The organism is Natronomonas halophila (genome assembly GCF_013391085.1).
Lineage (GTDB): Archaea > Halobacteriota > Halobacteria > Halobacteriales > Haloarculaceae > Natronomonas > Natronomonas halophila.
In genome coordinates, this window is the sequence record NZ_CP058334.1 from 1,039,159 (window position 1) to 1,062,936 (window position 23,778).

The window sequence follows — 23,778 nt, forward strand, 5'->3', positions numbered from 1 at the left end:
GGCATAGGGCGGGCCGGAACTTATAGGCCCCGGGGACGACGGCCCCGGAACTACTGATACCGGCCGCGTTCCTCGATTTCGCGCAACTGCTCGACGACCCGCTCGTCACCAGTCTCGCGGTAGGCGGCCTCGAAGGCGTCGATAAGTGCGGGCGCGTCGTCCGCGGTTCCGCCGACCGACCCCTCGAAGACGTGGAGGTCCATCGCGTAGTCCTCGATGTCGTCGGTGTAGTAGCCGAGGCCGAAGTCGATGAGGTAGGCGCGGCCGCCGTCGGCCTCTCCGGACGCGACGCGGACGTTCCGCGGCGTCGGGTCGCCGTGGACGAAGCCGGCCTCGTGACACAACGCGAGATGGCGGCCCACGTCGGCGACGTGGGGTTCGGTCAGTACCTCTCGGAGGTCCGACTCGCCGACGAACTCGAAATCAAGCGTCGCCTCGACGGGGTCGATATCGTAGACGACTGGTGTCGGCACGCCAAGTCGCCGCGCCTCGCTCGTCAATCGGGCCTCCGAACGGGTGCGCAGCTGCCGGAGTTTCGCGTCCAGTTCCGGATGCCGGTAGGCCTTGGCCAACCGGTGTTTGTGAACGCGCTCGTCGTCGGGGTTGAGGTCGACGATGGCCTCGGCGCCCTGTGCGCGTTCGTCTGCAGGAACGGGCTTGGCGACCGCTTCGCCGGAGCGCCAGGTCACGTCGACCTCGTCGGGACGGAAATCCGGCAGCACGCGTGATTCGTCGATAGGAACCGTATCGCCCGCCTCGTACATCTTCGCGCCGAGAACGGCTATCATGCCGGCGTTGTCCCGCAGGAAACGCGGTTCGGGCGCGTAGAAGTCGGCGCCGCGTTCCTCGCACATCGATTCGAGCATCGCCCGGAGGCGGTCGTTCTGCCCGACGCCGCCGCCCAACACGAGTTCGTCAGCGCCCGTCAGCGACAGTGCGCGCTCGCTGACCTCGGTAAGCATCGCGAAGATGGTCTCCTGAAGCCCACAGCAGACGTCCTCGACGGGCGTGCCGCCGTCGTAGGCCTGCTTGGCTGCGGACATGATGCCCGAAAACGAGAAGTCCATCCCCTTGACGACGTAGGGGAGGTCGATGTAGTCGCCCTCGCGGGCGTGTTCCTCGACCTTGGGGCCGCCCGGATGCTGCCAGCCGACGTGGCGGGTGAACTTGTCGATGGCGTTGCCAACGCCGGTGTCCATCGTCTCCCCGAGGACGCGATACCGGCCGTTGCGGAACCCGAGGATGTGGGCGTTGGCGCCTGATGCGTTCAGACAGACCGGCGAATCGAACCCCGAGCGATGCCGCCCGATTTCGAGATGGGCGACCATGTGGTTGGCGCCGACCAGCGGTATTTCGAGCGCACCGGCGAGCGCGCGCGCCGCGGTACCGGCGATACGGAGACACGGACCGATACCCGGCCCGCGGGAGAAGGCGATGGCGTCGAGGGCATCGGCCGGGGCGCCGTACTCCTCGCGGACGTGGTCGAGAGCGTCTTCGACGACGGCGGGAATCGCCGAGCGCATATGCTCGGCGGCCTCGCGCGGGTGAATGCCGCCGCTCTCTGGGACGTACGCGTTGGATTCGATAGAAACGGAATCGGTCTCGGAATCGAAGACGGCCGCGCTGGCACACCAGGCGGTCCCCTCGATGCCGAGCACGCGGGTCACGGCCTATTTGAATTCGGTGTAGCTACACTTGCCACAGTGCTGGCGGTCGCCGTAGTCACCGAGGAAGGTGTCACCACAGCGGGGACACTGCTCCTTGTCGGTGGAGCCGTCGTCGTTGTAGTACTCGTAGCGAGGCATTTAGGCTTCCTCCGCTTCGGCCTCGGCTTCGGCTTCTTCGGCTTCCTCGTCGGCCGTAATCTTGTTCCGTTCGAGCATGTACTCCTGCTCGACTTCCTTGGCCTGTTCGGCGCTGTCGTAGACCTTCGCGTAGCCGACGCTCTTGCGCATGCCGTATTTCGTGTCGAGTTTGTGCACGACGACTTCGCTGGCGTCCTTGTTGAGTTTCGCAGCGAGGGAGTCGCGAACGGAGAGGCGGGAGGGCGTGGCTTCCTCGTGGGTCAGTTGAAACCGAACGTCAGTCCGGTGCAACATCGGATTCTCGTCTTCATCGATGATTTCGACGTCCATGGTTACGTTACCGCTTTTTTCCCGCGAAGCGCGTAAAAGGATTTCGAAGCGGCGGATTCATACGGATCGCTGTAGTCCTTCACTGGTCATCGCCGACCCGTACTCGTGATAATCAGTGAATCGTTACAACGATCCGTATCAGGCGAACCGGGCATAAATCGACCGGCCGAACTCGATTGCCAACACGACGATGACCGCCAGCACCAGCGGCGGCCCACCGATGACCCAGTCCTCCCCGTGGACCAGTAGAACGTAGAGGTTTCCGACGACGATGATGACGACGCCGATAAGGAACGGCCAGTATTCGCGAACCCACTCCTTGCGGTCCTCGTCCATAGCACCGCCTCACGCCCGGAACGCAAAAGGACTGGGACGGGCCGAATCGGTCGCCGCCTTACGTATCGACGCCGACGACGAACGCCTCGCCGGTGGTCCCGGAGATGTCCGCCCACGAATCGCCCTGCTTGCGCTGGGCCGGCCCGAACGTGTAATAGCCCGTCCCGGTCGGCTCCGTCGGCGCCTCCAGCAGATAGTCGTAAGTCGCCTCGTCTGTGGCGCCGCCGGTGAAGTAGACGTACTGGACGCTGCCGTCCGTTTCGACGCGCTGGACGTCCTCGCAGGCGTCGACGAGCACGTTCCACGAAGCCGGGACGACGTCCCGGACCTTGCCTGGCGATGGCGCCTCGACGGAGACGGTCTGTCGGCTCAGTTGACCGGCGGTGTAGGCCGTCGAGTCCACAGTCCGGGTGCCGGAAAGCGCCTGCGGCGCCGCCGCGAAGCCGCCGCCCCACGCGTTCACGACGAGGGTGTTCTCCCCGCCCGTCTCCACCTGAACGGGCGTCGGCGTCGGTGAGTAGGTCCGGCCGCTGACGAAGCCCTGATGGAGAACGAGTGCCAGTCGCTGGCCCGCCTCGACGACGGCATCCAGCGGCTCGATAGGAATGTTCACGTCGATGGCTTCGCCGGGAACCACGGTACCAGCCTCGGGGGCCGCCTGTGCGTACCGGAGGTCGACCTGTCCCCAGCCGAGCCGCTGGGCGTTGTCGTTCTCGTCGACGGCGTACAGATAGGCCGTCAGATGCGGCGCCGGTCCCGTCGGCGTCGCCGTGACGTTTACCTCGGGCACGCCGGCAATACGGAGCCGTTCGTCGACCGCCTCGGAGACGAAGGAGGCACAGGACCGACAGCCCGGTTCGGGGTTCGACGGCTGCGTCGGGTCGTACTCGCGGGTCTCGTCGACGTAGACGACCTGACTGCCCGTCGACGAATCGGCGCTGGTGCGCAGGTCGCCGTTCGTGCCGAGATACAGCGTCTTCGGGTCAGCCTCCTTTGGCGGCCACTCGTCGGCGCTGTACCACTCGCCCGCCGAGTTCTGCGCGTGGACCCGTGCCTCGAAGGCCCGCGAGAGGTCGCCGTCCGGGTCGTCCGGAATCGCGTCCCCCAGCGCGTTCTCGTTGCGTCCTTTCAGTTCGCTTTCGAACCACTGCAGGAGGTAGTCGGCCCAGTCGGGGTTGTAGGACGCCGACACGACGGGGTCGCTACTGTCCTTCATCCGGCCGTCGTCGGGATAGCGGTGGCTGAACTGCCCGAAGTAGATGTGGGTCTTGATGCCGGCTTCCTCCAGGGCATCGACCCACGGGTACACCTGCGAGGGGTCGACGTTCCAGTCCTGCAGGCCGTGAACGAGCAGGATGCTTCCCTCGTAGTTGCGCGCGACACCCGGCTTGAGGACGCGCTCGGTCCAGTAACCGCTGGGGTCGTACTCGCCGGTCGCACCCGCATACACCGACCACAGCGCCCCCTGCGTGTAGTTGTCGGGACATTGGGCCCGCGAAAGGTAGGTCGAAAGCCCCGTCCCGGAGGCCGGCGAATGCTCCGCCAGCGAGATGGCGTAGTAAAGCCCCGGCAGAACGCCATAGCCGCGTTGCTCCGGCGCGCCACGCTTGTACATCAGGTCGTGGATATCCGGCACGCCCGAGAAGGGGACGATAGTCGCCAGATAGGGGTTGCCCGCCCGCGCGGCCATCCACGGCGTCGTCCCGTCGTAGGACCGGCCGATGATGGCGACGTTCTCGTTGGAGTTCTCGTGTTCGCCGAGCCACGTCACCGCCTGATTGACGTCGGCCTGCTCGTTCGGCCCCATCAGTTCCATACAGCCGCCGGAACCGCCGGTGCCGCGAACCGCGACGGCGGCGACCGCATACCCCTGCTGGACGTAGTTCTCGGCCAGCCGGCGGGTGCGGATACAGTCCCGGACCGAAAAGCCGCGCAGGTCACTGATATACGGCGTCGCCCGCAGGATGACGGGCGCCGTCTCGCCCTCGTCGAGGTCCGGCCAGAGGACGCCGATTTGTATCTTCTCGCCGTCGCGGCCGCTTTCGAGTTCGACCGTCTGCTCCTCGCCGAAGTCGTGGGTCGGTTCCCGGGAAACCTCGGTGTAGTGTTCGGTCCGGCTCGGGTCACAGTCGTAGCCGAAGAACGTGACGTTCGGACCCGGTGCGGGTTCGTCCGGAACGAGTTCGTCCGCGCTCGCGTTGCCGACGAGCGATACCCCTGCCGTGCCGGCCGCCGCCGACCGCAGTAGCGTTCGTCGCGAAAGTCCTGTGTCGTGCCCCTCGTTGTCCGTCATGGTACAGCACCACACGGGCGACCGGTATGCAAAAACCCTAGTGATACTAACAGGTTATAATCGCCCGACGTAAGCCGGGTAGCGCCGGTATTACAAGTAGGAAATCAAGGTGCGAGAATCGAGGCGACGCGAGTATAGTCGCCGTCCATCTTCTCCAACAGATTGCGGCAGTCGATGCGGAGACCCTCCTCGACGATGGCCAGCACCATCCCCTCGTCGGGTTGGCCGTAGACGACCGAGGCGCCATCCGGCGCGGTAACGATTGCGGGCAGCGCCGCGAGGTCCTCCTCGCCGACGACGGTGATGACGACGGTGCCGGGCCGTTCGATGGCGTCGACCAGCGCCTCCAGCAGGTCGTCGGTCAGCGTCCCCGGCGGGTTCTCGACCTCGATTTTGTGGTCGAACCCGTCGATTGCTTCGACGACCTCGCGTTCGACCTCCTCGCGTTTCGTCTTGCCGTCGACAAGCGCCACGTCGGGCTGATAGCCCGCCGTCAGCAGGTGGTAGGTGACGATGTCGCCGACGGCGATGATAGGTTCGGTCGCGTCCCCCAGCAGGACCTCGGCGTCCGTGTAGACGGGGCCCATCGGGTCTTTGAGTTCGTGCCGGAGCGCCTCGGGGAGTTCGGCGACCACCTCGGCCATCTATCTGACCTTCAGCGCGTAGCGGCCGGGTTCGGTGACTTCCATCTCCGCCGCAATCTGGCTCTGTTCGGGGTGGGCGATGACGACGTAGCCCGCCCAGTCCTCGGTCAGCGAGTTCGACCCGCAGGCCGTACATTGCTCGCCTTCCTCGACTTCGAGGACGCGATGGCAGTCACGACACACCAGTCGATCGGCCATCTAATCACCCGCCTGCGCCTCGCGGCGCTGCCGTTCCTCTTCGAGCCAGCCGTGCTTGCCGAGGCCGGGCTGTTTGGCCGTCAGGCCGATCTTCGTATCGCGGGGGTTCCGCTCGTCGATGCTCTTGGTGACGATGCGTGCGCGCACCGAGTCGCCCACCGAAAGCACGCGGTTGGAGTCCCGCGAGGCCAGTTGCTGGTTCTCCTCGTCATAGGCCAGATACTCGTCCGAAATCTGGGAGACGTGGAGCAGGCCGTCGACGGGGCCGATGCCGACGAAGGCGCCGAAGTTGACGACCTCGACGACCTCGCCATCGACGACTTCCTGCATCTGGGGGTCGAACGTGACGGCGTCGAACTCCGCCTCGTAGTAGACGCCCGGTCGGTTCGGCAGGACCGCACCCTGTCCGATGTCGTGGACCTCCGAGATGGAGACCACGCTCCCGACGTTTTCGTCCATCTGTCCTTCGAGCTTGTCCTGCAGCAGCCGCTTGACGAGCTCGGGCGACACATCCGCGAGGTGCTTCGGCGGCACCTCAACCGTATCCTTGAGTCGTACCCGTTTGTACATGCTATGGTTCGTTGATATCCAGTTTGTTGCTCCCGCGTAAACTAATTACGGGAACGTTCGCCTCTAAAAGCCGCTTTTGGAGCGGCTTGTCGTTCGTCACCACGTAGTCGGCCGCCTGGCCGAGTTCCAACACCGCGTCGTCCGCATATTCTGCGTCGTGCTCGAGTGGTTCGCACTCCCGGCGGGCGAGGTCCGCGCCGACGCTTGCCGCCGTCGCCTCCTCGCCGTGGTCGCCGGCCAGTTCCTCGAGTTCCTCGAGGACCGCCTCGGGGACCACCGCTTCGTAGTCGCCGAGCAGGCGGTCGAGTTCCTCGAAGGTCCGCACCCCGACTTCGACCGGCATCATCAGTGCGTTCGTATCGAGCACCACGCGCATCACCGAAGCGTACCGACGCCGATGAGCCGCCAGCGCGCGCCGACGCGGCGGTTGATGGCTATCTTGGCGCCCTCCTGTGCACAGACGGGGCGTTTGAGTTTGACCTCACACTCGCCCTCGCGGGCACTCGTGACCGACCCGACGGTCGTCGCCGTCCCGACGGTGAGCATGAGCGGTTCGCCCGTGCTGATGGGTTCGACGTCCTCCTCGCCGACGATGCGGTCCAGCAGTTCGACGTCCATCGTGAAGTCGTCGTGGGTCGGCGGGAGCGTGCCCGGCGGGCCCGCGACCTGTCCGGCTAAGGCGTCGCCCTTCGTCAGCGAGGGGTCGAGGCCGGTCCCGACGCCGAGCAGACCGCCCGGCGTCACCTCGTCGACGAACTCGCCGCCGGCCTGTAGCGACCGGATGGATGTCTCGACGGGGCGGTACTCGGACTTGCCGCCTTCCTCGACCTCGCGGCCGGGCTTAATCTCGATTTCGTCGTCGTTTTCGAGGCGGCCCTGCGTGAGCGAGCCACCCAGAACGCCGCCGGTGAGGTCCTCGAACGTCGTGCCGGGGCGGTTGATGTCGAACGACCGCGCGACCTGCAGGCGCGCGTCGGCATCGGGGTCGCGGTCCGGCGTCGGAATCTCCTCCTCGATGGTCTGGATGAGGAGGTCCATGTTGACCTCCTGCTGGGCGGAGGTGGGGACGATGGGCGCGTCCTCGGCGACCGTGCCCTCGACGAACTCCTGTATCTGTTCGTAGTTGTCGACGGCCTGCTCGCGGTCGACGAGGTCGATCTTGTTCTGGGCGATGACGATGTTGTCGATGCCGATGATGTCCAGCGCCATCAGGTGTTCTTCGGTCTGGGCACGGGGGACCGGCTCGTTGGCGGCGATGACGAGCACGGCGCCGTCCATGATGGACGCCCCCGAGAGCATCGTCGCCATGAGCGTCTCGTGGCCCGGCGCGTCGACGAACGACACCGTTCGGAGATGCTCGCTCTCCGAGCCGTCCGCGCACGTCTCGTCGACGGTGTAGCGGTCCGGTTCCTCAAGGTCCGGACACTCCCGGAACGTCGCGTCGGCGTATCCGAGGCGAATGGAGATGCCGCGTTTCATCTCCTCGGAGTGCTGGTCGGTCCACTCGCCCGAAAGCGCCTGGACGAGGGTCGTCTTGCCGTGGTCGACGTGCCCAACCAGTCCGATGTTCACCTCCGGTTGTCGGTGTTCTTGCGTCATTTAGTAATGACGTGAATCTCCGCCCGTGCGCCTGATAACGCTTACTATACCTTCGGCGGCGATTTGGGCGAAACCGAGACCGATTCGCGACGCCGACTCGCCGCTTCCAAAACAATCACCCCCATTGTGTGCCAACTAAAGTCATGGCCCGCATCGAGACCGTCACCTTCGATTCGTACAGCACTCTCGTCGACGTCGAGGCCGTCGAATCGGCGCTTGCCGACGCCGTTTCCGACCCCGAACCCGTCTCGAACCACTGGCGCTCGCGGTCGCTCATGTATACGATGGTGACGAACGAGGTCGACGCCTACGACACCTTCTACGCGCTGAACCGCGCGGCGCTGGAACACGCACTTGCCGCCCACGGCGTCGACCTCCCCGAAGCAGAGCGGGAGGCTATCCTCGAAACCTACCACGAACTCGCCGTCTTCGACGACGTCCGGGAGGGCCTCCAGCGCCTCCACGATGCCGGCGTCGACACCTACGTCGTCTCGAACGGCAACCCCGACATGCTCTCGTCGATGGTCGACCACGCGGGCATCGGCGACTACATCGCCGATACAATCAGCGCCGACGAGGTGGCGACGTTCAAGCCGAACGCCGAACTCTACCGGCATGCCGCGGCCCGAACGGGCACGCCCATCGACCGCATCGCCCACGTCAGCGCGCTCTTCTACGACGTCCTCGGCGCCAAACACGCGGGGATGACCGGCGTCTGGCTGGACCGCGGGAAGGTTCCGTGGGACGATTTCGCCGGTAATCCCGACGCCATCATCGACGATATCCGCGCGCTGGACGGGACGCTCGATATCGACGGATAACGGATGTTGACAGCAATATTACAAAAGCGTCGTTGAGGCAAGTTATTAGCCGGTAGCGGTACATGGAGCGAATATGAGCGACGCAGAAAGCGCGGGCGCGTTCGCCTGCGAGGAGTGTCTCCAGCCCGCCGAAGCCTTCGCGGTCATCGGCAACGAGACGCGCCTCGCCATCCTCGAAGCCCTCTGGGAATCGCCCGAACGTCCCGTGTCATTTTCCGACCTCCGCCGCCGGGTCGGCACCCGCGACAGCGCGCAGTTCAACTACCACCTCCAGAAACTGACCGGCCAGTTCGTCAAGAAGACGGAGTGTGGCTACGACTTCCGCGGCGCCGGCCGTGCCGTCATCCAGGCCGTCCTCTCGGGTAGCCTCAATCAGGACCCCGAGTTCGGCCCCGTCGAAGTCGACGGCGAATGTGTCGATTGTGGGGCCACGCTGGTCGCGCACTATCAGGACGAAACCCTCCGTGTGGAGTGTGCGGACTGCGGCCGACTCCACGCCGACGGCGAGTTCCCGCCCGGCGGCCTCGAAGACCGGACCAAAACCGAGGTGATGGACGCGTTCAATCAGCGCGTTCGCCACCTGATGTGTCTCATCTCCGACGGCGTCTGTCCGGCCTGCAACGGCCGCACCGAGATGACCATCACCCGCACCGGCGAGTTCGTCGATTACGACGTCCACATCGAACACGAATGCCAGCGCTGCGGGCAGACCAACCCCACCTCGGTCACTATCGCCCTCCTCGACGACGCCGAAGTCGTCTCCTTCTACCGGGACCACGGCATCGACCTCAACGCCGCGGCGTTCTGGACGCTAGAGTGGTGTGTCTCCGACGACCACACCGAAATCATCTCGGAGGATCCCTGGGAGTTCCGGGTTCACATCGAACTCGACGACGAACGCCTCGTCGTCGACCTCGACGAGAACCTCGTGGTCGAAGAGGCGAGACGGGAACCCCTGTAGGCAGGATTTCCATCGCCGGGAGCGCGCTGTTTTTCCTCCTGCCGCCCGTTGCTGCGGACGTGCGGGAGTACGCCTTCGAGTTGGCGATGTGTGCCGCCGTCGAGGCCGACAGCGACGGCCTCGTCGCCCGCCAACTCGGCAGTCACACCCGCATCGTCGACGCGGTCGAAGTCCTCCCAGGCCCCGACTTTTCGGCCCGGACCGAGGTTACCGCCGAGGCGATTCCCGACCTCGCCATCGAAAGCGAGGTCGGCGTCGGCCGCGCCCGCTACTGGAAGGACGCCGTCGACGCCGCGCCCGACCGCGCCGAAAGCGCCGTCGACCGCGCAGTCGATATCGGCTTTTTCACCGATGAGCGTCGCAACGGCCGTCGCTACGTCCGCCAGACGGCTCGCTATCCGGAGTGGTTCGACGGCCTCCGCGCCTTCGAGAACAAACCCGACCTCGGTCGTCCCGGCGACCTGCAGTTGCAGTTGCGAAAGGACGTCTCGCTGGGCCTCTTCGACGAGGTCGTACTGGTCACCGAATCCTACGTCACCGGCGCACACCTGAACCGCATCCCAGAATCAGTCGGTGTCTGGCGCTTCTCCCCCGATGAGGGCCGCTTCGAGGTGATTCGCGAGGCGACCCCGCTCGCGTCCTCCGGGCCCGGTATCGCCGTCCTCGACGAGACCCCCACCAAGGTCGACATCGAACCAGTCACCGCCGACGAGAAGGCCCGCTACCGCCGCCGCATCGCCGAACGCGCCTACGGGAAGGGCTGGCGACCCGACGCGCTGCCGGCCTGCGAGAAAGCGGAAGCGCGCGGCCCCGAGTTCCGCCCCGACGACGCACTGCCCTACTGTGGCTGGAAGGGCCGCTTTGTCGACCCTGCCAGGGAGTGCGGCGCGGACTGCGACGGATACGCGGCCGCCGACCCGCCCGAAGCCGATGTTGAGGCCGCACGCGCCCGGCATTCACCGTGGAATCCCGACCCGGAGGGGCGGGAGCGCCGGCAGGTCGGTCTCGACCGCTTCGGCGAAGAGTAATCGTCCCTTCGACCCGCACGACCGGCACCGTGCCGCGGGTAAACCTCTTGACGCCGGCACTCGCGTATCGACCGTGAACCGTGCCGGCCTCGCCTCGCTGACGGCCCTCGTTTTCGTCATAGCGCTCTGTGTCACCGCCGCCACGGGGGCCACTGCGGCCACCGAAACCGCTGATACCGCTACCTGTGTCGGTCCCGTCGACCGGCCCGCGAACGCCGAGACGCTCGTCACCACGCAGGGACTGCAGGTCGTCGGCAACCGTTACGAGAAACGGCCGGCGATGCTGGCGGCGTACGGCCCCACGGCGCGGCCGGTCTGGAGCCACGACCTCGACGAGCGAGGCCGCTTCGTCGGGCGAAGCGTTGCTGACACCCCAAACGGGACGTTGCTGGTCACACAGGAGGGAAGCCACACCGTCGTCGAACTGCTGGACGACGAGCGGCGACCGGTCTGGGCGCTCCGGTTCGGCATCGGCGACGGACCGAGAGCCAGTATCGATGTTCGAGACGCACTGCTCGAACCGGAGGGCCTGCTCGTCGCCGACCGGGACCGACTGGTCCGGTACGACCGGGAGACGGACCGTATCGTCCGTGAGTGGCCCGTGCCGGCCGCGTCACGCGACAACCGGACGATTACCGGCGTCGCGTCGCTTTCGAACGGGTATCTCGTTACCGTTGCTGGAGAGAACAACGGGTCGGTGCTGGCCGTGGGCGACGCCGGCGTCCGCTGGCAGGTCGACGGCCTACAGGAACCGTACAGTCCGCAGCATCTCGGCGGAAGGGTCCTGTTTGCCGAGATGGGCGCCGACCGTGTCGTGGAGATGACCCCCGACGGCGAGGTCGTCTGGGCCCTGACGGGACTCGACCGCCCCCGAAGCGCCGAACGCCTGCCCCGCGGGACGACGCTGGTTTCGGACCGGCGGAACCACCGCGTGCTCGAAATCGGGCCGCGCGGGCGCGTCGTCTGGACGGCGTTTGCGCCGTGGGAACCCGCCGACGCGACCCGGACCGTCGACGGAAAACGGCAGAGCGTGACCGCCGAAAACGTGACCGGGACCTACGGAGTCACCGCCGCCAACGCGAGTTACGACGAACTGGCCGCCTGCGAGGACGGGTTACTCGCGCTGGCACCGAACCGGACCGAGCGGGCGACGACGCTGGTCGAGGACGGCACCGACCGCGTCGCTCTCGGCGCACTAATCGGGTCGCTCGTGCTCGTCGGCGCGCTGGTGGCCCGCCGCCGGGCTACAGCGTGAACGTCTCGCCGTCGACGGCCATGTCCTCGTCGAAGGCATCCTCGGCCGGGATGTAGTGGGAAAGGTGGACGAGACGGTGGGTTTCGGCATCGAGGTCCGCGGCTAGCCGTCGCGCGCCTTCGATGGTCATATGCTTGGTACCGAAGGTGCGGTAGACCCCGTCCCCGTCGGCGTGGTCGCCGCCGTAGGGGTGGTACTCGCAGTAGTCGGCGGGCACGATACCGTCGGCCAAAAGCAGGTCCGGATTCCGGAGGATGTCACGAGCACGCTCGTCGATGCCGTAGTTGGTATCGCCCGAAAGCGAGAGTTTCGCGCCGGTGTCGGGGTCCTCGATGGCGAGGCCGTAGCAGACCAGCGGCGGGTGTTCGACCGGCACGAGCGTTACCTCGAACCCGCAGGCTTCGAAGGATTCGTACGGCGAACAGGGTTGGACGTCGATGGCGTCGAGGTAGTCGTATTTCCGGGCGACCGTCCCGGCGACGCTCTCGTCGGTCACCGGGTCGGTTTCGTCGGCAGCGTAGACGGGTACGTCGTCGATGAGCCGATAGACGTTGCCGAGGCCGTCGAGGTGGTCGAAGTGAATATGGGAGATCAGAATCGCATCGGGAAGCGCGACGTCGGCATCGAGGAACTGCTGGCGGAAGTCGGGGCTGGCGTCGACCAGCAGGCACTCGCCGGTGCGTTCGTTGCGGACGTGGACCGAAAAGCGCGAGCGCTCGACGCCGCGCTCGCGGGCCTCGGTGCAGGTGTCACAGTCGCAGTTCGGCGTCGGTGTGCCCGTCGTGTCGCCGGTGCCCAGCAGCGTGACCTCCATCGTCGGATGGGAGGGGAGACGGACGCCTAAAGGCCGCGGTTCCGGTGACGAAAGCGCGAGGAAAGCGAGGGCGCCGTCAGTCGTCGTGGTCGTGGTCGTGACCGTCGGTACCGCCGGCGACCAGCGCGTCGGCGTCGCCCTCGATCATGTCCATGTTCTTGAGGTTGTCCCGCTCTTCGAAGTCCTCGATAGCTTCCAGCATGTCCTGCTGGGTGAGCGTCGTCCGGTTCTCGGTCAGCGCGTCGAGGACGGCCTCCCGAAGGACGAGTCGGAGGTCGCTGCCGGTCAGGCCCTCCGTCGCGTCGGCGAGTTCGTCGGGGTCGAAATCGTCGACGTCCATCCGTCGGGTGACGATGCGAAGGATGTCCGAGCGCATGTCGCGGTCCGGCTTGGGGAAGTTGACGATCTCGTCGAAGCGGCGCCACGCGGCGGCGTCCAGTTGGTCGGGGTGGTTCGTCGCCCCGATGAGGAGTACGTCGTCCTGAATCAGCGAAATCTCGTCGATGCTCTTCAGGAGGGTGTTCACAGCGCGTTTGATGGCGGCGTGTTCGTCCGACGACCGCGTCTTCGCGACGAAGTCGAACTCGTCCATGAAGAGGATACACGGCGAGAGCCGTTTGGCGACCTCGAAGGTCTTGTCGACGTTCTTGGCCGTCTCGCCGAGGTACTGGCTCGTAATCATCGAGAGTTTGACCTCGACGAACGGCAGGTCGAGGTCCTGTGCGAGCGCGCGGGCGACCGACGTCTTCCCGGTGCCCGGCGGGCCGACGAAGAGGAGTTTCCCGATTTCTCTAAGGCCGATTTCCGCGAGGTAATCGCGGTGTTCGATGGCCTTGACGACCTTGTGAATCTCCTGTTCCTGGTCCTCGGTCAAGACGAGGTCCTCGAGGGTCATCTCGATTTCCTCGGGCGCGCGGATGTCGACGAGGTCGAGCATCTCCTCTTCGTCCTCGTCGAACATCTCCTCGAGTAGGGAGTCAATCCAGACCCGGTCGGCGTGGATGGGGCGGTTCTGTTCGCGGGCTTGTTCGTAGGTGATGTCGTCGAGTCGGTCCTCGAAGGCGTAGACGAGCGTGGGGTTGTTGGCGAGGCGCTCGTCGCTGATGCGCTCCAGAAGCCACGATTCGGCCATATCGCGGTCGGTGAAGTCGATTTTGCCGGAGAAGTCGTCGCGGTCGGTGAACATCAGACCGGAGACGGCCTCCCACGGGCGTTCGACGCCCGTCGCGGCGGCGGCCGTGTTCGTGGTGGTGGTCAGGGGGCGTTCGACTTCGCCGTCCTCCCAGAAGACGCGGCGGTAGCGCGGGGGAAGGTCCCGTTCGTCCAGGTCCCGGTTTTCCGTATAGAGGGACGCAGTCAGCAGAAACTCAACGACGTCGAGCTCGGGGCTGCTCATTCTCCAAGAAATTACCGCGCGTGCGGTATAAGGCCGTCGAATCGTCCATATTTCAGGCGCCCCCGACGAGCGAGTCGCGAACCCAGTTCCTGTCCGGCGCGTTATATAAACACCCTCCCGTAACCGGCTTACAATATAAGACAAATACAGGATTTAGCCTAACAAGTAAAACCCGCCCGAGTAGCAGGTTTAACGTAGGTGGACAATAATGACAGAGTGTATGAGTGACAACACGCCCGTTGTAGTAAAAGCGTACCGGACCCCGTTCGGGAAGGAGGACGGCGTCTTCGCGGACGTCCGGCCGGAAGACCTGTCGATTCCGCTCATCGACCGGATCCTCGAAGAGACCGACCTCACCGGCGAGGACGTCGACGACCTGAAGTGGGGTTGTGCCCAGCAGCGCAGCGAGCAGGGCAACAACATGGCCCGCGTCATCGCGCTGATGAGCGACCTCGGCGAGGACACCCCCGCGACGACCATCAACCGCTGGTGTGCCTCCTCCGCAGAGGCAGTCATCTCCGCCGCCGACGCCATCCGCGCCGGCCAGCGTGACTGCATCATCGCCGGCGGCGTCGAGTCGATGTCCCGCGTGAAGATGGGTCAGAACAACGAGGTCCACCCCGGCCTCAACGACTACCACAACATCGCCGCCCTCCAGATGGGTATCACCGCCGAGGAGGTCGCCGAACGCTACGACGTCTCCCGTGAGACCCAAGACGAGTACGCCGCCCAGTCCCAGCAGCGCGCCGTCGCAGCCACCGAGGAAGGCCGCTTCGACGACGAAATCGTCCCCATCGAGGGCCACGACGACGAGGGCAACGAAATCGTCGTCGAGAAGGACGAAGGCCTCCGCCCCGGTACGACCGCCGAGAAACTCGCCGAACTGCCGACGGTCTTCAAATCCGATGGGACGGTCACGCCCGGAAACGCCTCCCAGACGACCGACGGCGCCGCCGCGCTGCTCATCACCTCCGAGGAATACGCCGAGGAGCAGGGCTTCGAAATCCTCGCCGAACTCGGTAACAACGCCATCGCCGGCGTCGAACCCGAAGTGATGGGCATCGGTCCCATCCCGGCCTGTGAGAACCTCTTCGAGCGCTCCGGCACGACGGCCGACGACTACGACCTCGTCGAACTCAACGAGGCCTTCGCCTCCCAGTGTGTCTACTGTCGTGACCAGCTCGGCTTCGACAACGACAGCTACAACGTCAACGGCGGCGCAATCGCCATCGGCCACCCCCTCGGTGCCACCGGCGCGCGCCTCCCCGTGACGCTCATCCACGAGATGCAGAAGCGCGACGACGCCGAGCGCGGCATCGCGACCGAGTGTGTCGGCTTCGGTCAGGGCGCCGCCATCGAGATCTTCTCGCGATAACACGGCCAACTCCCGCATTTCTTTCGCGTCGCTACATCCCACAGCCACGGCGCCAGCGTTTTGCCCGACTGGACCGTCCGTCTACCCGATGAACCCACTGGAGAGCGACCTCGGCGTCTACGTCGTCTCGGGGCTTTTCGCCCTCGTCGTCTTCGCCGTCGCGATGACCGTGCTGGTCACTCGGACGGCCGTCGACCTCTCGGTCGGGACGGTCGCCATGTTCTCGGTCGGGTTTCTGCTCTTCGTCGGCGTCTATTTCACCGCGATGGCGGTCTATCGAGGCATCGACAGTCGAGAAGAAGTGCGGTAATCGGCGTTACAGTTCGCCTTTCGTGCTCGGCGTGTCGCTGCGCCGCTCGTCGACCCGCGTCGCGTCGTCCAGCGTCCGGGCCAGCCCTTTGAATAGCGCCTCGACCTCGTGGTGGGCGTTCTCGCCCTCTATCGAGGCGTGCAGCGTCAGACCGGCGTTCAGCGCCAGCGATTCGGCGAAGTGTCGGGCCATGTCGCTGGTGAAATCGCCAATCGAGGGCTGGCTGAACTCGCCGTCGAAGTAGAAGCGCGGCCGCCCCGAAACGTCGACGACGACCTCGGCGACGGCCTCGTCCAGCGGCACCTTTCGGTCGGCATAGCGGACGATGCCCCGCTTGTCGCCGAGTGACTCCTCGAAGGCCTCGCCCAAGGTGATACCGACGTCCTCGACGGTGTGGTGGTCGTCGATATCCAAATCGCCGTCACAGCGGACCGTGAGGTCGAAGAGGCCGTGCTTGGCGAGGGCTTCGAGCATGTGGTCGAAAAAGCCGATTCCGGTGTCGACGGTGCTGTCGCCGTCGCCGTCCAAATCGAGAGTCACCTCGATATCCGTCTCGGCCGTCTCGCGGGTCACGGCCGCCGTCCGGTCGGTCATGGCTGTGTATTTGCGCGCTCGTTTAAGGTGATTGCGGCGCTAGGAGGCCTTGTTTTTGAGGGTGGCATCCGTCCGAACCACAACACCTCCGAAGCCCTCAGCCGGCTGGCGGTCGCTAAGCGGGATATCCTCGCTCCGCTCGGATAGGGCCCGCTTAGCGACTAAACTGAACGCCACCCGGCTTCGCCCTTCGATTCCGCCAAGGAACCGCACCACACGCCTCCCCAGCCGACTCCTTCCCTCACTCCGTTCGGTCAGTCGTCCCTCGCGCGCTGGCTGGCCGGACCCCCGCTCGCTGTCGCTCGCGAGGTCGGCCAGCGCGCGCCATTTAAATAATCAATCGGCCGGGAGCGCGTGCGGCCCCTTGGGCCGTCGCGCGACCCGGGGAAGGGCAGGGCTGTGCAGTTCCTGGTGTCCTCGTGAGCGACCGAAGGGAGCGAACGAGGGCTCAGGAGAGCTTGCTCTCCTGGTGGACTGAAAGGGCGAGGTGCGGAGGCGTTCAGTTTAGTCGCTACTCAGGCCCTATCCGAGCGAGCGGAGCGAGCGAGGATATCCTGAGTAGCGACCGCCTCCGCGCCGAGGGCTTTCTACATCATCGTGGTCAGCGAGTCGCCACGCTCGAGGTAGAAAGAAACGCGGAGATACCCATTCAATCCTAGTGCTCGTCCCGCAACTCAATCTCGGCAACGAGTTCGTAGGGGTCCTTCCCCTTCCGAATCGCGTCGAGCATCGCGAAGGCCTCGTCGGGTTCGAGGAAGTGCTCGGTGACGGCCCGACCGATGGGTGTCGGGGTGAAGCCGTCGATGAAGTCGTATTCGAGCAGTTTCCCGACGGCGTGTTTCGTCGGCACCTCGCCGACCATCCGGTCGTTGAGGCGCTTGGCACCCTTCCCAGCGACGGTGATGTTGGCCAGCGTCTCCTCGATGGCCGAGGTCTCGTCGTAACGGGTGATGACCGGCTCCATCTCGCCCTTGAGGAGTTTGAAGGCAACCTCGTCCTCGCTCATTTCCATCGAGTTGTGGTAGGTGGTATCCGGTTCGACCAGCATGTACATCGTCCCCTGGTCGTGGTAGTCCGGCCGGCCCGCACGCCCGAGCATCTGCTCGAACTCCTGAACGTTGAGCCACTCGATGCCCATCGCCAGCGAGTCGAAGACGACCTGCGAGGCAGGGAAGTCGACACCCGCAGCGAGCGCGGCAGTAGTGACGACCGCGGCGAGGTCCTGATTACCGAACTGGCGTTCGACCTTCTTCCGGCGGCCGTAATCGAGGCCGGCGTGGTACGGCGCGGAATCGTATTCCAGTTTCCGCGAAATCTCGTGGCAGCGCCGCCGCGAGTTCGTGAAGATGATGGTCTGACCGCGATAGCCCATCGAGGATTTCGAGTCGAAAGCGCGTTTGACCAGTTTGTTCTCGATATCGAGTTTCTCCTGGCCGTCCGCGAAGGTGACGTGGCGTTCGATGGGCACCGGCCGCTCCTCGAACTCGATGCATTTGGCGCCGAGTTTTCTGGCGAGTTCGCCGGGGTTGCCGACCGTCGCCGAGAGGTAGACCCACTGCGTATCGCAGCGGTTCGTCTCGCAGTAGTGTTTCAGGCGGGAGATGAGGCCGTCGAGGCGGTGGCCGCGGCCCTCCTCGCCGAGGTTGTGGACTTCGTCGATGACGACGGTGCCGATGTCGCCCATGTCCTTGCCCGTCCGGAGGGCGTGGTCGATGCCCTCGTAGGTGCCGACGATGACGTCGGCGTGGGGGTCGAAGCGGTTGCCGTCGTCGCGGATGCGCGAGGACCCGACCCGAATCGAGACGTCGAGCAGGTCGCCGTAATCGTCCTCGAAGTCCTCGTGTTTCTGGTTGGCCAGCGCCACGAGGGGGACGAGAAAGAGCATCTTCCCCTCGCCTTTCAGCGCGCGGTCAATGCCGGCCAGTTCGCCGACGAGCGTCTTCCCGGTCGCCGTCGCGGAGACGACCAGTTGGTCGTCGCCGTCCAGCAGGCCGTTTTCGACGGCCAGACTCTGGACCGGCAGGAGTTCGTCGAACTTCTGGAGTTGGGATTTCAGGTCGCCGTGGACGTCGATATCGCGCGTGGAGACGAGGTCGATATCGTCCGTCGTGGCGCTGATTTCGTCGAACTTCGTGAGTTCGGGGTCGAGTTGCCCCGACAGCAGGTTCTTGACGCGTTCGAGGTCGCCGACTTCCAGCAGGAGGTCTTCGAGGCGGTCGCGGGCCCCCGACCGGAGGCCGCGGTAGTTGGCCTCACGTTCGAGTTCGCGGCGGGCACAGTCCGGGCAGATGTGCTCGTCGTCGGCCTGAATGGCCGTCTCGGAGGTCAGCGGCGAGTAGCGGCCCTTGCCGGCGCAGTACCGGCAGGTCCGGACCTGCTTGGCGTCGAGTTGGTAGCCGTCGAGCATCGCTTCGAGTTCCCGCCGTCCGTCGCGGGAGGTCTGCTCGGAGATGCGGATACGGCGAGCACGGCGGGCCATCTCGACGAACTGTTCGGGGCGGCGCGGCACCTCGTCGTCGCCGTCCTTGACGCGGAAGCGGCCGGGTCGCGGGCCGGCGCTCGTCTGCTTCATCTCGAGGCGCCCGCGGAGCAGTCGCTCGCCATCGCGGCGGACGACGACGGTGTACTCGTCGCGACCCTCATGCAGGAAGAGGGTATCGACGTCGGCGACCTGCTGTGACACGGGCGTCTGTAGTGTATCAGGGTATTTCAGTCGTCCGGGATTGGTGTGGACGGATGACACAGCGAGGCCCGCCTTATAAGACGGATCGTGTGTAATATTACCATACTGTCCTCCCCGCAGGCGCGGCGCGAGGGGGACGGCGAGGGGAGCACAATGCCAACCTACGTCCACCTGATGGAACTCGGCAAGGAGAGCCTCGAAACGATGGAGAAAAGCCCGGACCGACGGCAGGCGGCACGGGAGATGATTACCGGGGAGGGCGGCGAGTTACTGGCCATCTACTACACGTTCGGCCGCTACGACGTCGTCGCCGTGGCCGAATACCCGGACGACGGCGCGGCCGCCCGGGCGGCAATCACGTTCCGCGGCGAGGGCAACACGAGCGTCGAGACGCTACCGGCCTTCACCGAAGGCGAGTGGGACGAAGAGGTGGTCGAAAAGATGGAGTAGGCCAGTCGCCCCGACCGCCTACTCGTCGACCAGTTCGATGCTGTCGTCGCCGGTCGGCACCGCACAGATAAAGGAACCCTGCTGGTCGCTTTCGTTGCGGTACCAGTGGACCGTTCCGGCCGGGATGAGCAGCGAGTCGCCGGCGCTGACAGTGTGTTCTTCGTCGCCGCTCACGGCTTCGCCGTTCGCCCGAGGCGTCTCCGACGCCTCGCTGATCCCGACGACGTACTTGCCTTCGAGAACGTACTGCTCGTGTTCGATGTCGTTGGTGTGTTTCGGCACCTCGGCGCCCGCTTCGAGGACGAACCGGCGGATGGCGAGGTTCGGCGCGCCGTGTTCGGGGCCGACGAGCACGCCCTTTTTCATGCCCTCGGCGGCGTCGACGGCTTCGTAGTCGATGTCCTCCGCACGACGGAGCAGCGGCTTGGGTTCGGATGCGGTCATACCGTCACCTACCGCGGCAACCACTACGAAACCCCCGGTCCGACCGCGGGCGACCGGTCGGGCTTTAAGGAGACGGCGGCCCGACGGTGGGATATGAAGGGTTTTCGCGTCGGGAGCGCCTTCGGTATCCCGATCCGGCTTGACCTGACGTTTCTGCTCGTGTTGCCGGTGTTTGCCTACATTATCGGCGCCCAGATCGGCGAGTTGGTCGTCCTGCTCAACGACTCGGTCGCACTCGGTATCGACCCCGACGCGCTGACCGGGTCGGGACTGGCCCGCTACGGCATCGGCACTATCACCGCCATCGGCCTCTTCGTCTGTGTCGTCGCCCACGAATTCGGCCACTCGCTCGTGGCCCGGCGATACGACGTCCCCATCGAATCCATCACGCTGTGGCTGCTCGGCGGCGTCGCACAGATGGAGGAAATCCCCGAAGACTGGAAGACGGAGTTCAACATCGCCATCGCCGGCCCCATCGTCTCGGTTCTTCTCGGCATCGGTGCCTACGCCGCCTTCCAGTTCGTGCCGAGCGACGGCTTCCTGCTGGCGGCGACCCGCTTCATCCTCGCGTATCTCGCTCTCATGAACGTCGTGTTGGCCGGATTCAACCTGCTGCCCGGCTTCCCGATGGACGGCGGCCGAATCCTTCGGGCGTTTCTGGCCCGCGACCGCCCGCACGCGCAGGCGACCCAGCAGGCCGCGAAGGTCGGCCAGGCTTTCGCCGTCATGCTGGGCCTCTTCGGCCTGCTCGCCGGCTTCAACATCCTCCTCATCCTGCTGGCCTTCTTCATCTACATCGCCGCCGCCTCCGAATCCAAGCGGACGGTTATGAACGCCGCCTTCGAGGGAGTCACCGTCGGCGACGTGATGACCCCGCGGGACCGCCTCGACACGGTGTCCCCGAAGACGTCGGTCGCCGAGTTCATGGACCGAATGTTCCGCGAGCGCCACACCGGCTATCCCGTTACTGAGGGCGGGGCGGGAACCGCCCCGGACAGTGCGAGCGGCGACAAGCCGCGAGCGGGCGGCCGCCCCGTCGGCGTCGTCACCCTCTCGGACGCACAGCAAATCGACGAGGTCGAACGCGACGCCTACCGCGTCGAGGACGTGATGAGTCGCGACCTCCAGGCGGTCACGCCGGACACGCCGGTCATGGACGCCTTCGAGACGATGCAGCGCAACGACATCGGCCGCCTACTGGTCGTCGACGACGCCGAGGACCCGAACAGCCTCGTCGGCCTCCTTTCCCGGACCGACGTGATGACGGCGCTGGAAATCATCAAATCCGGCGGCCAACCGGGCGCTCAGCGACTCCGCAACGAAAGCCCGATGCCCGCCGAAACCATCGACAGAGAGCGCACCTAGAACTCACGCAGGTAGCCGCACTGCCGGCATTTCCATTTTCCCTCCTCGATTTTCTCGAACTGGGTTTTCTCGAACGGCCCGCCGAGGTCGTCCGGGCAGTCCGGGTTCGGACATCTATCCGGTGGCGCCCTCATATGTTATCACCCATCACGGTCGGTTGCCATATAATACCCCGTCGGACGCCCGACCGCCGCTGTCAGTCCGCCAACTCGACGTTCGAGGAGAGCCACGCCTCGGCCTCCTCGAGCGCGTCGACGTCGGAAGCCGTCAGTTTCAACCGATTGTGGCCGGCCTCCTGGTCGGGATAACAGCCGACCCTGACGTCGAAGCGGTCGCGTACCTCGTCGAGGCGACTCAGCAGTTTTGCCTCGGGTTCGTCCGTGTAGACGAACCGCGATTCGACGTCTCCCGAGAACTCGCCGTCGACCTCCTCGAACATCCGCTTCATCTCCGCGGGGATGCCGGGGAAGACGTAGACGTTTTCGAGAACACAGCCCGGCGACAGCCCCGCGTGATTGATGAGCGGCCGAGAGCCCTCCGGCAGGGTCGCCTCCTCCGCTGCGTCGACATCGAGGTCCGGATACTCCCCGGCGATGGCCTCCAGCGTCCGCTCGACGTCCGCGAGCGCGAGGTCGTCGACGGCGAGTTCGCGGTCGAAGGCCGCCGCGACGGCGTCCATCGTCACGTCGTCCGGCGTCCGGCCGAGGCCCCCCGTCACGATGACGGCGTCGAAGGCGTCGCTGTACCGCTGGACTGCCTCGACGATGGCCGCCTCGTCGTCGGGAACCGTCAGAATCCGCGCGACGGAGACGCCGCGTTCGGTCAACTGCGTCGCCAGCCACGTCGCGTTGGTGTTCTCCGTGTCGCCGGCGAGAAGTTCGTCACCGACCGTCAGAAGTGCCGCCTGCATGCCCGTTCGTCGGGGGCGCTGACGGTTAGGCCTTCTCACCGATGAGGCTCGACGGCCTTGTCAGGTCGCCGCTTCCAGTTGTGCGCGGTCGACATGTCCAAACTCCGCCTTCCGGTGGCAGGACGGACACAGCGAGACGACGTTTTCGAGGTAGTGGGCGTCTGCTTCGGTCGTGACTGGCGTCTCGACGAACGCCCGGACCGGCACGATATGGTGGACGTCCGGGTTCCGGCCGAGTTCTTCTTTCGACGTACCGCAGAGGACACACTGGTAGCCATCCCGTTCGAGCGCCTGCCTGCGGACGCGGTTCCATCCCCTGCCGTAGTTGGCCTCGACGCCGCCCTTCCAGTTCGGATGGCCCTTACCGGTGAACTCCTCGGATATCCATTCGTACTGACACTCGTCGCTACAAAAGACGTGTTCGCTGTTGATGTTGTTCTGCTGGCGGACGACCTTGGCATTACACCAGTCGCAAGCGAGTTCCTGTTTTCCTCCGGACCAGCGGGGGTTCCTTTCCCCTGAGACGTCCGGTCGATACCGCCAGTTCGCCTCTTCAACGCAGTCGCCACAGTATAAGCCCGTTTTCTCCGACGGATAGTAGTCGAATTCCGTACGACAGATTATACACTCGGTCGTTTCCTTCCCGCCGCTGTAATTGGGATTGTTTGCTCCAGCGAACGAGACGACCGCATCGCGACACTCGTCGCTACAGTATTTCCGTTTCGTCTCGGAGTAGAATTCGGTACGACAGTGGCTACACGTTCTATTCGGCAACGGTTCGTCATGGCCCTGACTGTGATGAACCCGAAGGCCACGCTCAGTGTCGAACGCTCGGTTACAGGTCGGACACCGATGCATAAATCCGGATTCTTCCCGATATCACAAATAGTAACGCACCGTGGAGAAAGAACTCACCGAGCGAATATTACCAAGGATAATTAGGTCCGGGTGCGGAAATTGAATCCGCCTCACAGCCGCCACAGGGCTGTAGGATGCCACTACCCCAACCCGGACACGCATGTAAATCTAAGCGCACTCCGCTTCATATACGTTACGACTTTTCCAACCTGTGCAACGTCTACGCATACCTGTCAGTCCATTTTTAAGCGCCGACCGACTAGCACCGATACCGTGGCGATTACGGACAAAATCTACGTGAAGAACCACCGGCAGTTGGCCTCCCAACTGGAGACGTCCTTCCCCAAGAGCGCCTTCTCCGGGGCGACGCTGGATATCCTCTTTACCGGCGACGCCCTCGCCAAACTCGACGACGCCTCCCGGGACCGTGCCCTGGAGTTCGCCGAGGATTTCCTGGACTGTGACTGCCAGTCCAATCCCCACTGTGGCTGTCCCCAGCGGAAGTTCATCGCCTACCTGCTGGAGTTACGCGCGGAGGGACTCGGTCCCGATGCCATCGTCGACGTGATGGGCGACGATTACATGCTGTATGCGTATCCCGGTGACGTCCTATCGTTCCTCGATAACGGCGTTCGGACGCTGGAGGCCGCCGAGCAACTGGCCGATGTCGACGAACGGCAGGAGATGGCCGAGAAGATTCGGCAGAAGAAACGCGAACTATCGGGCTAGGGTCGCCGAG

27 protein-coding genes are annotated in these 23,778 nt (G+C 65.1%); 9 read left to right on the top strand and 18 right to left on the bottom strand.

Annotated features, from left to right (window positions below):
* Positions 1–50: 50 nt before the first annotated feature.
* The 10 genes from HWV23_RS05750 to HWV23_RS05795 form a co-directional block, all read right to left on the bottom strand.
* The gene (locus tag HWV23_RS05750) at positions 51–1,667 is read right to left on the bottom strand and encodes a bifunctional N(6)-L-threonylcarbamoyladenine synthase/serine/threonine protein kinase (RefSeq protein WP_178289469.1); all 1,617 of its coding nucleotides are present in this window, start codon (positions 1,665–1,667) and stop codon (positions 51–53) included.
* Between the two features lie 3 nt (positions 1,668–1,670).
* On the bottom strand, positions 1,671–1,805 hold the full coding sequence (locus tag HWV23_RS05755; RefSeq protein WP_178289470.1) for a 30S ribosomal protein S27ae: 135 nt from the start codon (positions 1,803–1,805) through the stop codon (positions 1,671–1,673).
* Positions 1,806–2,135: a 30S ribosomal protein S24e gene (locus HWV23_RS05760; RefSeq protein WP_178289471.1), complete on the bottom strand. Its 330-nt coding sequence runs from the start codon at positions 2,133–2,135 to the stop codon at positions 1,806–1,808.
* Between the two features lie 138 nt (positions 2,136–2,273).
* Complete coding sequence (locus HWV23_RS05765; RefSeq protein ID WP_178289472.1) at positions 2,274–2,471, bottom strand: hypothetical protein; 198 nt, start codon at positions 2,469–2,471, stop codon at positions 2,274–2,276.
* Positions 2,472–2,529: 58 nt separating this feature from the next.
* Positions 2,530–4,764, bottom strand: coding sequence for a CocE/NonD family hydrolase (locus HWV23_RS05770; protein ID WP_178289473.1), 2,235 nt, complete (start codon positions 4,762–4,764; stop codon positions 2,530–2,532).
* Between the two features lie 104 nt (positions 4,765–4,868).
* Positions 4,869–5,408, bottom strand: a complete 540-nt coding sequence (locus HWV23_RS05775) for a GTP-dependent dephospho-CoA kinase family protein (protein WP_178289474.1) — start codon at positions 5,406–5,408, stop codon at positions 4,869–4,871.
* Complete coding sequence (gene spt4 / locus HWV23_RS05780; protein ID WP_178289475.1) at positions 5,409–5,606, bottom strand: transcription elongation factor subunit Spt4; 198 nt, start codon at positions 5,604–5,606, stop codon at positions 5,409–5,411.
* Positions 5,607–6,176, bottom strand: coding sequence for a DNA-directed RNA polymerase (locus HWV23_RS05785; protein ID WP_178289476.1), 570 nt, complete (start codon positions 6,174–6,176; stop codon positions 5,607–5,609). It abuts the gene before it with no gap.
* 1 nt (position 6,177) lies between these two features.
* The gene (locus tag HWV23_RS05790; protein ID WP_178289477.1) at positions 6,178–6,552 is read right to left on the bottom strand and encodes a PIN domain-containing protein; all 375 of its coding nucleotides are present in this window, start codon (positions 6,550–6,552) and stop codon (positions 6,178–6,180) included.
* On the bottom strand, positions 6,552–7,775 hold the full coding sequence (locus tag HWV23_RS05795) for a translation initiation factor IF-2 subunit gamma (RefSeq protein WP_178289478.1): 1,224 nt from the start codon (positions 7,773–7,775) through the stop codon (positions 6,552–6,554). Before HWV23_RS05795 ends, HWV23_RS05790 begins: the two co-directional genes overlap by 1 nt.
* 143 nt (positions 7,776–7,918) lie before the next feature.
* Here HWV23_RS05795 and HWV23_RS05800 point away from each other — a divergent pair, with 143 nt between their 5' ends.
* The 4 genes from HWV23_RS05800 (at position 7,919) to HWV23_RS05815 (ending at position 11,840) form a co-directional block, all read left to right on the top strand.
* The gene (locus HWV23_RS05800; protein WP_178289479.1) at positions 7,919–8,596 is read left to right on the top strand and encodes a haloacid dehalogenase type II; all 678 of its coding nucleotides are present in this window, start codon (positions 7,919–7,921) and stop codon (positions 8,594–8,596) included.
* A 73-nt stretch (positions 8,597–8,669) separates the two neighbouring features.
* On the top strand, positions 8,670–9,557 hold the full coding sequence (locus tag HWV23_RS05805; protein WP_178289480.1) for a winged helix-turn-helix domain-containing protein: 888 nt from the start codon (positions 8,670–8,672) through the stop codon (positions 9,555–9,557).
* Positions 9,558–9,616: 59 nt separating this feature from the next.
* On the top strand, positions 9,617–10,585 hold the full coding sequence (locus HWV23_RS05810; protein ID WP_178289481.1) for a DUF5787 family protein: 969 nt from the start codon (positions 9,617–9,619) through the stop codon (positions 10,583–10,585).
* Positions 10,586–10,658: 73 nt separating this feature from the next.
* Positions 10,659–11,840: an NHL repeat-containing protein gene (locus HWV23_RS05815; protein WP_178289482.1), complete on the top strand. Its 1,182-nt coding sequence runs from the start codon at positions 10,659–10,661 to the stop codon at positions 11,838–11,840.
* Here HWV23_RS05815 and HWV23_RS05820 read toward each other — a convergent pair.
* Complete coding sequence (locus tag HWV23_RS05820) at positions 11,830–12,654, bottom strand: MBL fold metallo-hydrolase (RefSeq protein WP_178289483.1); 825 nt, start codon at positions 12,652–12,654, stop codon at positions 11,830–11,832. The genes HWV23_RS05815 and HWV23_RS05820 overlap by 11 nt on opposite strands.
* 76 nt (positions 12,655–12,730) lie before the next feature.
* A complete protein-coding gene (locus HWV23_RS05825) occupies positions 12,731–14,050 on the bottom strand; it encodes an ATP-binding protein (protein ID WP_178289484.1) in 1,320 nt (439 codons plus the stop codon).
* Positions 14,051–14,270: 220 nt separating this feature from the next.
* Between HWV23_RS05825 and HWV23_RS05830 the strand changes: the two genes are divergently transcribed.
* The gene (locus HWV23_RS05830) at positions 14,271–15,425 is read left to right on the top strand and encodes a thiolase family protein (protein WP_178289485.1); all 1,155 of its coding nucleotides are present in this window, start codon (positions 14,271–14,273) and stop codon (positions 15,423–15,425) included.
* Between the two features lie 88 nt (positions 15,426–15,513).
* Entirely contained in the window at positions 15,514–15,735 is a 222-nt protein-coding gene (locus tag HWV23_RS05835; RefSeq protein WP_178289486.1) for a hypothetical protein, read from the top strand.
* 6 nt (positions 15,736–15,741) lie between these two features.
* Here HWV23_RS05835 and hisB read toward each other — a convergent pair whose 3' ends face one another.
* Together hisB and HWV23_RS05845 are read right to left on the bottom strand one after the other, a co-directional pair.
* Positions 15,742–16,329, bottom strand: coding sequence for an imidazoleglycerol-phosphate dehydratase HisB (gene hisB, locus HWV23_RS05840; protein WP_178289487.1), 588 nt, complete (start codon positions 16,327–16,329; stop codon positions 15,742–15,744).
* 655 nt (positions 16,330–16,984) lie between these two features.
* Entirely contained in the window at positions 16,985–19,012 is a 2,028-nt protein-coding gene (locus HWV23_RS05845; RefSeq protein ID WP_178289488.1) for a DEAD/DEAH box helicase, read from the bottom strand.
* Between the two features lie 153 nt (positions 19,013–19,165).
* Between HWV23_RS05845 and HWV23_RS05850 the strand changes: the two genes are divergently transcribed.
* Positions 19,166–19,462, top strand: coding sequence for a GYD domain-containing protein (locus HWV23_RS05850; RefSeq protein WP_178289489.1), 297 nt, complete (start codon positions 19,166–19,168; stop codon positions 19,460–19,462).
* Positions 19,463–19,480: 18 nt separating this feature from the next.
* On the opposite strand, the gene HWV23_RS05855 is transcribed toward HWV23_RS05850, so the two are convergent.
* Positions 19,481–19,906: a cupin domain-containing protein gene (locus HWV23_RS05855; protein WP_178289490.1), complete on the bottom strand. Its 426-nt coding sequence runs from the start codon at positions 19,904–19,906 to the stop codon at positions 19,481–19,483.
* Between the two features lie 93 nt (positions 19,907–19,999).
* On the opposite strand from HWV23_RS05855, the gene HWV23_RS05860 reads away from it, so the two are divergent.
* Positions 20,000–21,271 (top strand): site-2 protease family protein, encoded by a 1,272-nt coding sequence (locus tag HWV23_RS05860; RefSeq protein ID WP_178289491.1) that lies wholly within the window; start codon positions 20,000–20,002, stop codon positions 21,269–21,271.
* On the opposite strand, the gene HWV23_RS05865 is transcribed toward HWV23_RS05860, so the two are convergent.
* The 3 genes from HWV23_RS05865 to HWV23_RS05875 form a co-directional block, all read right to left on the bottom strand.
* A complete protein-coding gene (locus HWV23_RS05865) occupies positions 21,268–21,405 on the bottom strand; it encodes a hypothetical protein (RefSeq protein WP_178289492.1) in 138 nt (45 codons plus the stop codon). The two genes, HWV23_RS05860 and HWV23_RS05865, sit on opposite strands and share 4 nt — an antisense overlap.
* A gap of 62 nt (positions 21,406–21,467) precedes the next feature.
* Positions 21,468–22,181: a competence/damage-inducible protein A gene (locus HWV23_RS05870; RefSeq protein ID WP_178289493.1), complete on the bottom strand. Its 714-nt coding sequence runs from the start codon at positions 22,179–22,181 to the stop codon at positions 21,468–21,470.
* A gap of 60 nt (positions 22,182–22,241) precedes the next feature.
* Positions 22,242–22,955 (bottom strand): HNH endonuclease, encoded by a 714-nt coding sequence (locus HWV23_RS05875; protein WP_343045281.1) that lies wholly within the window; start codon positions 22,953–22,955, stop codon positions 22,242–22,244.
* Between the two features lie 357 nt (positions 22,956–23,312).
* On the opposite strand from HWV23_RS05875, the gene HWV23_RS05880 reads away from it, so the two are divergent.
* Positions 23,313–23,768 (top strand): DUF5814 domain-containing protein, encoded by a 456-nt coding sequence (locus HWV23_RS05880; protein WP_178289495.1) that lies wholly within the window; start codon positions 23,313–23,315, stop codon positions 23,766–23,768.
* The last annotated feature ends 10 nt before the right edge of the window (positions 23,769–23,778 follow it).

Excerpts from the sequence above, each read along its gene's own strand:
- HWV23_RS05755 (WP_178289470.1), bottom strand. The coding sequence starts at position 1,805 with ATGCCTCGCTACGAGTACTACAACGACGACGGCTCCACCGACAAGGAG.
- HWV23_RS05760 (WP_178289471.1), bottom strand. The coding sequence starts at position 2,135 with ATGGACGTCGAAATCATCGATGAAGACGAGAATCCGATGTTGCACCGG.
- HWV23_RS05765 (WP_178289472.1), bottom strand. The coding sequence starts at position 2,471 with ATGGACGAGGACCGCAAGGAGTGGGTTCGCGAATACTGGCCGTTCCTT.
- HWV23_RS05770 (WP_178289473.1), bottom strand. The coding sequence starts at position 4,764 with ATGACGGACAACGAGGGGCACGACACAGGACTTTCGCGACGAACGCTA.
- HWV23_RS05775 (WP_178289474.1), bottom strand. The coding sequence starts at position 5,408 with ATGGCCGAGGTGGTCGCCGAACTCCCCGAGGCGCTCCGGCACGAACTC.
- spt4 (WP_178289475.1), bottom strand. The coding sequence starts at position 5,606 with ATGGCCGATCGACTGGTGTGTCGTGACTGCCATCGCGTCCTCGAAGTC.
- HWV23_RS05785 (WP_178289476.1), bottom strand. The coding sequence starts at position 6,176 with ATGTACAAACGGGTACGACTCAAGGATACGGTTGAGGTGCCGCCGAAG.
- HWV23_RS05790 (WP_178289477.1), bottom strand. The coding sequence starts at position 6,552 with ATGCGCGTGGTGCTCGATACGAACGCACTGATGATGCCGGTCGAAGTC.
- HWV23_RS05795 (WP_178289478.1), bottom strand. The coding sequence starts at position 7,775 with ATGACGCAAGAACACCGACAACCGGAGGTGAACATCGGACTGGTTGGG.
- HWV23_RS05800 (WP_178289479.1), top strand. The coding sequence starts at position 7,919 with ATGGCCCGCATCGAGACCGTCACCTTCGATTCGTACAGCACTCTCGTC.
- HWV23_RS05805 (WP_178289480.1), top strand. The coding sequence starts at position 8,670 with ATGAGCGACGCAGAAAGCGCGGGCGCGTTCGCCTGCGAGGAGTGTCTC.
- HWV23_RS05820 (WP_178289483.1), bottom strand. The coding sequence starts at position 12,654 with ATGGAGGTCACGCTGCTGGGCACCGGCGACACGACGGGCACACCGACG.
- HWV23_RS05825 (WP_178289484.1), bottom strand. The coding sequence starts at position 14,050 with ATGAGCAGCCCCGAGCTCGACGTCGTTGAGTTTCTGCTGACTGCGTCC.
- HWV23_RS05830 (WP_178289485.1), top strand. The coding sequence starts at position 14,271 with ATGAGTGACAACACGCCCGTTGTAGTAAAAGCGTACCGGACCCCGTTC.
- HWV23_RS05835 (WP_178289486.1), top strand. The coding sequence starts at position 15,514 with ATGAACCCACTGGAGAGCGACCTCGGCGTCTACGTCGTCTCGGGGCTT.
- hisB (WP_178289487.1), bottom strand. The coding sequence starts at position 16,329 with ATGACCGACCGGACGGCGGCCGTGACCCGCGAGACGGCCGAGACGGAT.
- HWV23_RS05850 (WP_178289489.1), top strand. The coding sequence starts at position 19,166 with ATGCCAACCTACGTCCACCTGATGGAACTCGGCAAGGAGAGCCTCGAA.
- HWV23_RS05855 (WP_178289490.1), bottom strand. The coding sequence starts at position 19,906 with ATGACCGCATCCGAACCCAAGCCGCTGCTCCGTCGTGCGGAGGACATC.
- HWV23_RS05860 (WP_178289491.1), top strand. The coding sequence starts at position 20,000 with ATGAAGGGTTTTCGCGTCGGGAGCGCCTTCGGTATCCCGATCCGGCTT.
- HWV23_RS05865 (WP_178289492.1), bottom strand. The coding sequence starts at position 21,405 with ATGAGGGCGCCACCGGATAGATGTCCGAACCCGGACTGCCCGGACGAC.
- HWV23_RS05870 (WP_178289493.1), bottom strand. The coding sequence starts at position 22,181 with ATGCAGGCGGCACTTCTGACGGTCGGTGACGAACTTCTCGCCGGCGAC.